This is a genomic window from Burkholderia sp. 567 (genome assembly GCF_040545115.1).
Classification (GTDB): domain Bacteria; phylum Pseudomonadota; class Gammaproteobacteria; order Burkholderiales; family Burkholderiaceae; genus Burkholderia; species Burkholderia ambifaria.
Genome location: NZ_JBEPLG010000013.1, coordinates 176,778 through 185,685, shown reverse-complemented (window position 1 = coordinate 185,685; position 8,908 = coordinate 176,778). Strand labels below are relative to the sequence as shown.

The 8,908-nt window shown below is 69.5% G+C and carries 8 protein-coding genes; 4 read left to right on the top strand and 4 right to left on the bottom strand.

Annotated elements, in window-relative coordinates; translation table 11 throughout:
• Positions 1 to 158 precede the first annotated feature (158 nt).
• Together bioD and bioB are read left to right on the top strand one after the other, a co-directional pair.
• Positions 159 to 878: a dethiobiotin synthase gene (gene bioD / locus ABIC50_RS30205; RefSeq protein WP_354168523.1), complete on the top strand. Its 720-nt coding sequence runs from the start codon at positions 159 to 161 to the stop codon at positions 876 to 878.
• 55 nt (positions 879 to 933) lie between these two features.
• Positions 934 to 1,953: a biotin synthase BioB gene (gene bioB / locus ABIC50_RS30200; protein ID WP_006750874.1), complete on the top strand. Its 1,020-nt coding sequence runs from the start codon at positions 934 to 936 to the stop codon at positions 1,951 to 1,953.
• Positions 1,954 to 2,053: 100 nt separating this feature from the next.
• Here bioB and ABIC50_RS30195 read toward each other — a convergent pair whose 3' ends face one another.
• From ABIC50_RS30195 to ABIC50_RS30180, 4 genes are all read right to left on the bottom strand, one after another.
• Positions 2,054 to 2,779, bottom strand: a complete 726-nt coding sequence (locus tag ABIC50_RS30195; protein WP_175657597.1) for a copper homeostasis protein CutC — start codon at positions 2,777 to 2,779, stop codon at positions 2,054 to 2,056.
• Between the two features lie 106 nt (positions 2,780 to 2,885).
• Positions 2,886 to 3,290, bottom strand: a complete 405-nt coding sequence (locus tag ABIC50_RS30190) for a hypothetical protein (protein WP_354168521.1) — start codon at positions 3,288 to 3,290, stop codon at positions 2,886 to 2,888.
• Complete coding sequence (locus ABIC50_RS30185; protein WP_175662540.1) at positions 3,287 to 3,670, bottom strand: hypothetical protein; 384 nt, start codon at positions 3,668 to 3,670, stop codon at positions 3,287 to 3,289. The genes ABIC50_RS30190 and ABIC50_RS30185 overlap by 4 nt, the downstream gene beginning before the upstream one ends.
• A gap of 157 nt (positions 3,671 to 3,827) precedes the next feature.
• Positions 3,828 to 5,114 (bottom strand): sensor domain-containing phosphodiesterase, encoded by a 1,287-nt coding sequence (locus ABIC50_RS30180; protein ID WP_175662541.1) that lies wholly within the window; start codon positions 5,112 to 5,114, stop codon positions 3,828 to 3,830.
• A 291-nt stretch (positions 5,115 to 5,405) separates the two neighbouring features.
• Here ABIC50_RS30180 and ABIC50_RS30175 point away from each other — a divergent pair, with 291 nt between their 5' ends.
• Both ABIC50_RS30175 and ABIC50_RS30170 read left to right on the top strand, forming a co-directional pair.
• Entirely contained in the window at positions 5,406 to 7,073 is a 1,668-nt protein-coding gene (locus ABIC50_RS30175) for a Na+/H+ antiporter (RefSeq protein ID WP_175696613.1), read from the top strand.
• Positions 7,074 to 7,406: 333 nt separating this feature from the next.
• A complete protein-coding gene (locus tag ABIC50_RS30170) occupies positions 7,407 to 8,825 on the top strand; it encodes a glycoside hydrolase family 1 protein (RefSeq protein WP_354168519.1) in 1,419 nt (472 codons plus the stop codon).
• Positions 8,826 to 8,908 lie beyond the last annotated feature (83 nt).

The window sequence follows — 8,908 nt, the reverse complement described above, 5'->3', positions numbered from 1 at the left end:
CAGCCCCCACGCTCACTGCGTTCGCTGCCCCCCGAGGGGGCTGCAGCCTCCCTTGGGACGGCCCGGCGGGATGCAGAACAGCCCCCACGCTCACTACGTTCGCTGCCCCCCGAGGGGGCTGCAGCCTCCCTTGGGGCGGCCCGGCGGGAGACTGCGGCATGACCGCCCCGCTCTCGCTGTTCGTCACCGGCACCGACACCGAAATCGGCAAGACCTTCGTCTCGGCTGCGATGCTGCACGGCTTCGCGCGGCATGGCCTGCGCGCGGCCGCGCTGAAGCCCGTCGCGGCGGGCGCGTATGAACGCGACGGTGTCTGGCGCAACGAGGACGCCGACCAGCTCGACGCGGCCGCCAACGTCGTGCTGCCGCCCGAGCTGCGCACGCCGTTCCTGCTGAAGGCGCCCGCCGCGCCGCACATCGTCGCCGCGCAGGAAGGTGTGACGCTCGACATCGACACGATCGTCGCGAGCCACCGCGAAGCGCTGACGCGCGCGGACGTCGTCGTCGTCGAGGGCGTCGGCGGCTTCCGCGTGCCGCTCACCGACACGCAGGACACGGCCGATCTCGCGGTCGCGCTAGGCCTGCCGGTGGTGCTCGTCGTCGGCGTGCGGCTCGGCTGCATCAGCCATGCGCTGCTCACCGCCGACGCGATTCGCCAGCGCGGCCTCACGCTCGCCGGCTGGGTCGCGAACCACGTCGACCCGGCGATGTCGTTCCCCGACGAGAACGTCGCGACGATGCGCGACTGGCTCGCCCGCGAGCACGGCGCGCCGCTGCTCGGCCGCATTCCGCACATGAGCCCGGCCGCCCCCGAATCCGCCGCGGCGATGCTCGACATCGCCGCGCTCGTCGAGACGCTGCGCGCCGCGCAGCATTGACCCAACAGAAACAGATCCCCCGATCCCTCATCCCCGTCCAGGACAGGAAAACGATATGACCCAAGCCCAGACCGCCACCGTGCAACCCGACGCGATTCCCGTGGCCGCTCCGGCCTCGCAGCGCTGGCGCGTCGCCGACGTCGTCGCGCTGTTCGAGCTGCCGTTCAACGACCTGATCTTCCGCGCGCAGCAGGTGCATCGCGAACACTTCGACGCGAACGCGGTGCAGCTGTCGACGCTGCTGTCGATCAAGACGGGCGGCTGCGAGGAAGATTGCGGCTACTGCTCGCAATCGTCGCACCACGACACGGGCCTGAAGGCCGAGAAGCTGATGGACGTCGACGCGGTGCTCGACGCCGCGCGCGCGGCGAAGGCGAACGGCGCGAGCCGCTTCTGCATGGGCGCCGCATGGCGCAACCCGAAGGAGCGCCACATGCCGGCGCTGACCGAGATGGTGCGTGGCGTGAAGGAGCTCGGCCTCGAAACCTGCATGACGCTCGGCATGCTGGAAGACGAGCAGGCACAGGAACTCGCGAACGCGGGCCTCGACTACTACAACCACAACCTCGACACGTCGCCGGAGTTCTACGGCCAGGTGATCTCGACGCGCACCTACCAGGATCGGCTCGACACGCTCGACCGCGTGCGCGATGCAGGCATCAACGTGTGCTGCGGCGGCATCATCGGGATGGGCGAATCGCGCCGTGAACGCGCGGGCCTGATCTCGCAGCTCGCGAACCTGAACCCGTATCCGGATTCGGTCCCGATCAACAACCTCGTCGCGATCGAAGGCACGCCGCTCGAAGGCACCGCACCGCTCGACCCGTTCGAGTTCGTGCGCACGATCGCGGTTGCGCGGATCACGATGCCGAAGGCCGTCGTGCGCCTGTCGGCCGGCCGCGAGCAGCTCGACGACGGGCTGCAGGCGATGTGCTTCCTCGCCGGCGCGAACTCGATGTTCTACGGCGACCAGCTGCTGACGACGAGCAACCCGCAGTCGCAGAAGGATCGCGCGCTGTTCGAGCGCCTCGGCATCCGCGCGAGCGACGCGGACGCGATGCAGGCGAACGCGTAAACGGCAGCACCGCGTACCAACGAAAAAGCCGGGGCATGCCCCGGCTTTTTTTCACCTGATCGTCCGCGCCGGTCGCCCTGCGCATCGCGAAGCGTGCGCGTCACACGTGCGCCGCCGCGCCGTCGAGCGCCGCGCGCACGCGCTCGACCTGCTGGGCGTCGACGGGCGCCAGTACCTCGCCGCGCACCCGCACGCCCGAGCCGAAATGCACCGCGCGCACGCCGGTCGCGCGGACGAAATCGCCGACCGCATCGACCGTCAGCCCCGAGCCGGCCAGCACCGTGCAGGTCGAGCCGGCCGACTGCCGCACCATCCGCGTGATCGTCGCGACGGCGTCGAGCACCGACGGATGGCCGCCCGACGTCAGCACCGACGTGACGGCCGGCACGCGCAGCAGCGCGTCGAAGGCGGCGTTCAGGTCGCGCGACACGTCGAACGCGCGATGGAACGTCAGGTCGCGCCCGTCAGCGGCGGCCGCGATGCGGGCGAGCGCGTCGAGATCGACGTCGCCGCGCGCATCGAGCGCACCGAATACGACGCCGTTCGCGCCGGCCGCGACGGCCGCGCGCACGTCGCGTTCGATCACGCGCAGGTCGTCGGCGTCGTAGACGAACGACCGGCTGTGCGGTCGCACGATCACGTTGACCGGAATCGGCACCGCGGCCACGACGGCCTCGATCAGCCCGACGCTCGGCGTCAGGCCGCCTTCGGTGATCGCGGTCACGAGTTCGAGGCGGTCGGCCCCCGCGCGGGCGGCGGCCTTCGCATCGCCGACGGTCGTGGCGATCACTTCGAGGAGAACGGAGGAACGGGCGGTACGGTTCATCGGCGGCTCGCGAATCGTCAGGACAATTCGCGCATCCTAGCCGAGCGGCGTGATGGACGCCAGCCTCCCGGCCGTCGCGCCGTGAGTCGCGCGGTCGGTTACACCGTCAGTCGCGCCGCGCAAGCCACACGCCGACGAGTGCGGACAGGCCGATCACCACGGCGCCGGGCGCGAACCGGAACATCCGCGCGCTCACGTCCACGCCCTGCTGCTGCATCACCTCGACGATTCCCGGCGCCAGCAGGAGCGTCACCCAGCCGATCATCCCGAACGCGGTGGTCGCGGTTGCGATGAGCAGTGCGATGCCCGCGCCGCGCGCACGCGGCCGGAACGCGCCGGCGAATGCGCCCACGGCCAGGAGCACGGCCGACAACCCGAACAGCACGGCGACGGATACGATCATCGCCCCCGTATGGCCGAGCTTCATGAACGCCATCATCTGCGCGGAGATCACGCACATGCCCGCGATCGTGAACAGCACGATCGCGACCGCGTTGCGCATGACATTCATGCGCTCGCCTGGAAATACGCGGTCGCGGGGCGCCGGAACAGCAGGTAGACGAACAGCGCGAACAGCAGGAAGCCCGGAATCAGCACCACGAACATCGACGCCGGCATGTTGATGAACGAGAACGCGAAGCCGACCACGGCCGTCGCGATGTAGGCCTTGCGCGACCATTCGCGGCCCTTGAGGATCGCGATGCCGATCACGATGTTCACGACTTCGAGGATCACGCCGATGCCGAGCGTCGCCCAGACGGGCAGCAGGTAGTGCGACAGCAGCGCCTGGGTGGTCGGCATGCCGATCGTGAAGGGCGTATAGATGCACGTGATCGCGTTCGTCACGATGATGATCCACGCGAGAATGGTCAGCGAAATCGGTCTTTTCATTATGTTTTCCTTTTTATTCGCCGCCATGGTGGCCCCCGGGACGGCGCGCGCGGTCACGATGGCCGCGGTCGGGCCATTGTCGGGGAAGCACGCGGCGAACGCAACGGCCGCCCCGCGCCGGCTCGCTCCTCGCCTCAACGCCCGCCGGACGCCCGCGCTACGCGCCGCCGACCTCCTCGTCGACCCAGTCGATATCGCCGCACAGCACGTGCTGCGCGTCGCCGATGCGCACGGCCACCGACAGCGTCACGCACGGCTGCGCCTCGTTGATCGACAGGTACGGGCGCGTCACCTGCACGCGCCCCGGCTCGGCGATCGCCGTGCGGAAGTACGGCCGGCGCAGCCAGTTCGCGCCCTGCGCATCCGACAGCGGCGAGAAGCGCGCCTCGGCGAGCGCGCGGTCCGCGCGCAGCACGACGTTGCGGCCCGCCTGGCGGCCCCGCGCGTCGAGCAGGAAGCAGCGCGCGGCGGCGTCGAGCGCGAGGAAATTCCAGCACACCTCGTCGAGCGGCTCGCCGGCCGCCACCCGCTCGGCCGCGCGCTCGAACGCACGCAGGTACGGCGCGAGCCGCTGCGCGTCGCGCCGCTCGCGCGCTTCGGTCTGCGCACGAAAGCGCTCGGTCAGCTCGCCGATGCAGCCGGTGGCCGCCGCGCTGTCGGGCAGCCCGGGCGCCGGGCGGCCAAAGTAATAGCCCTGCACGAAATCGGCCTCGCACGACAGCGCGATCTGCGCGTCGTGCTCGGTCTCGATCCCTTCGACGAGCACGAGCTTGCCGGCCTCGTGCAGCAGCGTGACGAGCCCGTGCAGGATCGCGGTGAGCCCCGTGCGGTGCGCCGCGTGGGACAGCATGATCCGGTCGAGCTTCACGATGTCGGGGTTCAGTTGCCAGATCCGCTCGAGGTTCGAGTGGCCGGCGCCGAAATCGTCGAGCGCGATCAGGAAGCCCTGCGCGCGGAATTCGCGCACGGCGTCGGCGAGCCGCTCGACGTCTTCCGCGCGCTGTTCGAGCACTTCGAGCACGACGCGGCGCGGCGGCATGCCGATCCGCTTCAGGTTCGCGAGCAGCGCGGCGGCCTGGAACGGATCGGTGAGCACGCCCGGATGCACGTTGAGGAACAGCCACTCACGCTCGGCGCCGAGCAGCGCGAAGTTCTCGAGGTGCAGCGCCTGCGCGAGCCGGTCGAGCTGCAGCAGCTCGCCCTGGCGCGCGGCCTCGCCGAACACGTCGAGCGGCGACACCGCGCGATCGAGCGCGTCATGCGCGCGCAACAGCGCCTCGTAGCCCACCGCACGCTGATGCGACAAGCTGAAGATCGGCTGGAACACGGTCGTGAGCGACAGGTCGCGGTGACGCGTCGCCAGACGTTCGAGGCCTGAGCTCATCTCCCGCTCGAAACGATACGGCGACGCGGTGGCCGGCCGCTCCTGCTGCACGATCGTCATGGCTTCCTCCTGGCGGTGCAGCCGAACGCGGCGGTGGTTCGAGATGGCGCGCGCAATGTCATGGTCGAATCCTCGGTTGTCCGGCCGGTGCCGGACGGTACGCAAGCATCAAGCAAGCTTCGTGCAAGGGCTGAACACGCGCGCCACGCCTGCGTGCGGCGCCGCCGCACCAGTGTGGCGCGGGCCGGATGCACCGTTTGCGTGCACGCGCACCGGCGCACTCGAACGCGCCCGTCACGTCGTCACGCTAAACTCCGTCCGGTCGTTTCATTCTCCACAATTGCCGTATCGATGGAAATCGTCTTCACAGTCCTGATTCTGCTGCTCACCGTCGCGCTGTCCGGCGCGGCCACACGCGTGCTGCCGTTGCGGCTTCCGCTGCCGCTGATGCAGATCGCGTTCGGCGCGATGCTCGCGTGGCCGAAGCTCAACCTGCACGTCACGTTCGATCCCGAAATCTTCATGCTGCTGTTCATTCCGCCGCTGCTGTTCGCGGATGGCTGGCGGATTCCGAAACGCGAGCTGTACCTGCAGCGCCGCGCGATCCTGATGCTCGCGTTCGGGCTCGTGTTCATGACCGTACTCGCAGTCGGCTACTTCGCGCACTGGCTGATACCCGAGTTGCCGCTGCCGATCGCGTTCGCGCTCGCGGCCGTGCTGTCGCCCACCGACGCGGTCGCGCTGTCGGGCATCGCCGGCCGTGGCCGGATTCCGCCGCAACTGATGCACATCCTCGAAGGCGAGGCGCTGATGAACGACGCGTCGGGCCTCGTCGCGCTGAAGTTCGCGGTCGCGGCCGCGCTCACGGGCGTGTTCTCGCTGCGCGACGCGTCGATCACGTTCGTGATCGTCGCCGCCGGCGGCCTGGCGACGGGCGCGATCGTCGCGTGGCTGTTCAGCGCGCTGTCGACGCGCTTCCTGAACGCCGAGCAGGAAGGCGACCCGGCGCCCGGCATCGTGATGACGCTGCTCGTGCCGTTCGCCGCCTATCTGTTCGCCGAGCACCTCGACCTGTCGGGCGTGCTCGCGGCCGTGTCGGCCGGGATGATGATGAACTACACGAGCTTCTCCCGAAAAAGCACCGTCGCGTCGCGCGTGCGTGCCGAAAGCACGTGGGCGATGATCGAGTTCGTGTTCAACGGCATGGTGTTCATCATGCTCGGGCTGCAGCTGCCGCACATCATCGGCCGCGCGCTCGTCGACGCGCACCACACGAGCGACGCGCTCGTCGGCCGGATGATCTTCAACGTGTGCGCGATGATGCTCGCGCTGTATGCGATCCGCTTCCTGTGGGTCTGGCTGCTACGCTGGATCGCGAGCCGCCGCGCCGCGCGCCACGGCCTCGCGGGCACGATGGCCGGCATCCGCACGATCGCGGTGATGACGGTCGGCGGCGTGCGCGGCGCGGTCACGCTCGCGGGCGTGCTGTCGATCCCCGTCGCGCTGTCCGACGGCGCACCGCTGCCGGGGCGGGACACCGCGATCTTCGTCGCGTCGGCGGTGATACTCGGTTCGCTGATCGTCGCGGTGATCGGGCTGCCGTTGCTGCTGCGCGGCGTGCGCTCGACGCGCAACCCGCTCGCCGACGAGGAGCGCACCGCGCGCGCGGCCGCCGCGCAGGCCGCGATCCGCGCGATCGACTCGTCGCACGACGCGATCTCGGCCGATCTCGACGAATCGGGCGCCGCGCGCTGCGCGGACATTTCCGCGCGGGTGATGGACCAGTACCGCCGGCGCTTGGCCGCACTCGCCGAGGACGGCCCGACACCGCGCGCGGAAGCGAAGCAGACCGAGACGATGGAACTGCAGATGCGGATCGCGGCAGTGCGCGCGGAACGCTCGGTGCTGTACCGGCTGCGCGGCGAAAGCAAGATTTCCGACGAGACGCTGACGAAGCTGATTCGCGAGATCGACCTGTCGGAAACGGCGCTGTCGACGCGCAAGAAAGGCATCGTCTGACGCTGGGGCCGCGCAGCGGCCTGCTGCGACGCCCGTCGCATGCAACGCGGGACTAGACGTCTCCCTCTAGAAGCCGGCATTTAACCGGCGACATATTCAAAAAACTTAAACGAGACATCCGTATCCTGTGTTGCGGGCCGTCACGATACCGGCGCCCGCATGCGTGCCGGGCCTCGCAATTCCATCCGGCCCGCTCATCCCATGTGTCTTCCGCGAACGTCGAGGGCCGGACGCATTGATCCGGCGCGCGCGTATTTGGCCGCGCCCCATGCCTCTTTAATCGCAATCCTAATCAAAAACGCGGATGCCATTCTCCGCAAAACGAGTAAGCCCATGATCAAACCCATCTCGCTTCAGAGCCGCCGACGATTTCTGGCGCAAGGCACCGCCATGCTCGGCAGCGGCATGCTGTCCGCCTGCGGCGGCGATTCGATCGACTCCGACGCCTCGGCCCGCTTCGCCAACGACTTCGTGTGGGGCGTCGCCACCGCCGCGCCGCAAATCGAAAGCCGCGACGGCCGCGGGCGCAGCAACTGGGACGTGTTCGCCGACCAGCCCGGCACGATCGCCGACGGCTCGACGAATGCGCGCTGCATCGAATTCGAGAAACGCTACCCGGGCGATCTCTCGCTGCTCGCGAACGCGGGCGTGCAGGCATTCCGGTTCTCGACCGCGTGGCCGCGCGTGCAGCCGGACGGCCCCGGCGCGGCGAGCGAAGCGGGCCTCGCCACCTACGATCGCATGGTCGATGCGATGCTGGAGCGGCACCTCACGCCCTACCTGACGCTGTTTCACTGGGACATTCCGGTGTGGGCCGGCGATTTTCGCGATCGCGACATCGCGTACCGGCTGGCCGACTACGCGCAGCAGGTGTCGCGCCGGCTCGGCGACCGGGTCAAGCACTGGATGATGCTGAACGAGCCCAACGGCGTCGCGCTGTCCGGCTACGCGTACGGCGCGTCGCCGCCGCGCGCGCAGTCCATGGGGGCGATGTTCGCCGCGATCCATCACCAGAACCTCGCGCAGGGGCTGATGTTCCAGGCCGTGCGTTCGAACGTGCGCGGCGCGGCACAGATCGGCACCACGATCAGCGGGCGGCCGGTGCATGCGGCAACGAACACGGCCGCCGATCAGGCTGCCGCCGCGCAGTTCGACGCGATCTGGCATCGCGCGTTTCTCGACCCGCTGTACGGCAAGGGCTATCCGGCCGAGCTGCAGGCGGCGCTGGCGCCGCTCGTGCAGCCGGGCGACATGACGACGATCGCGGCGAACCCGGATTTTCTCGGCGTGCAGTATTACAACTGCTTCTACGTGAAGGCCGGCGCCAACGGCGCGGGCTTCGCGCTGGCCGCGAGCCCGGCGAACGAAACCCAGACGCTGGGATATCCGGTCGAGCCGTACGGGATGTCCGAGATGCTGCTGCGCGTGCACCGCGACTACGGCGCGCCGCGCATCGTCGTCACCGAGACCGGCTTCGCGATCGCCGAGCCCGCGCCGAGCGGCGGCATCGTCGACGACGGCCCGCGTATCGACTACCTCGCGAGCTACCTGAACGCCGCGCACGACGCGTATCGGCAGGGCGTGCGCCTCGGCGGGGTGTTCTACTGGGCCGGAATGGATAGCTGGGAGTGGTCCAGCGGCTTCGCGAAGAAATTCGGGCTGATCCACGTCGATCCGGCAACGCAGCAACGCGTGCCGAAACGCAGCCTCGCTTATTACTCGCGCTGCATCGCAGGTAATCGCGTCGCGTAAGGCGGCGCTGGCGCCGGCGCAGGCCGGCAGGCGGGCGAACCTACGCGCCCGCCTCCCCGCGGCGCCCCGCCAGCCGTCGCGCG

Coding starts and splice junctions, on each gene's coding strand:
- bioD (WP_354168523.1), top strand. CDS start 159: ATGACCGCCCCGCTCTCGCTGTTCGTCACCGGCACCGACACCGAAATC.
- bioB (WP_006750874.1), top strand. CDS start 934: ATGACCCAAGCCCAGACCGCCACCGTGCAACCCGACGCGATTCCCGTG.
- ABIC50_RS30195 (WP_175657597.1), bottom strand. CDS start 2,779: ATGAACCGTACCGCCCGTTCCTCCGTTCTCCTCGAAGTGATCGCCACG.
- ABIC50_RS30190 (WP_354168521.1), bottom strand. CDS start 3,290: ATGAATGTCATGCGCAACGCGGTCGCGATCGTGCTGTTCACGATCGCG.
- ABIC50_RS30185 (WP_175662540.1), bottom strand. CDS start 3,670: ATGAAAAGACCGATTTCGCTGACCATTCTCGCGTGGATCATCATCGTG.
- ABIC50_RS30180 (WP_175662541.1), bottom strand. CDS start 5,114: ATGACGATCGTGCAGCAGGAGCGGCCGGCCACCGCGTCGCCGTATCGT.
- ABIC50_RS30175 (WP_175696613.1), top strand. CDS start 5,406: ATGGAAATCGTCTTCACAGTCCTGATTCTGCTGCTCACCGTCGCGCTG.
- ABIC50_RS30170 (WP_354168519.1), top strand. CDS start 7,407: ATGATCAAACCCATCTCGCTTCAGAGCCGCCGACGATTTCTGGCGCAA.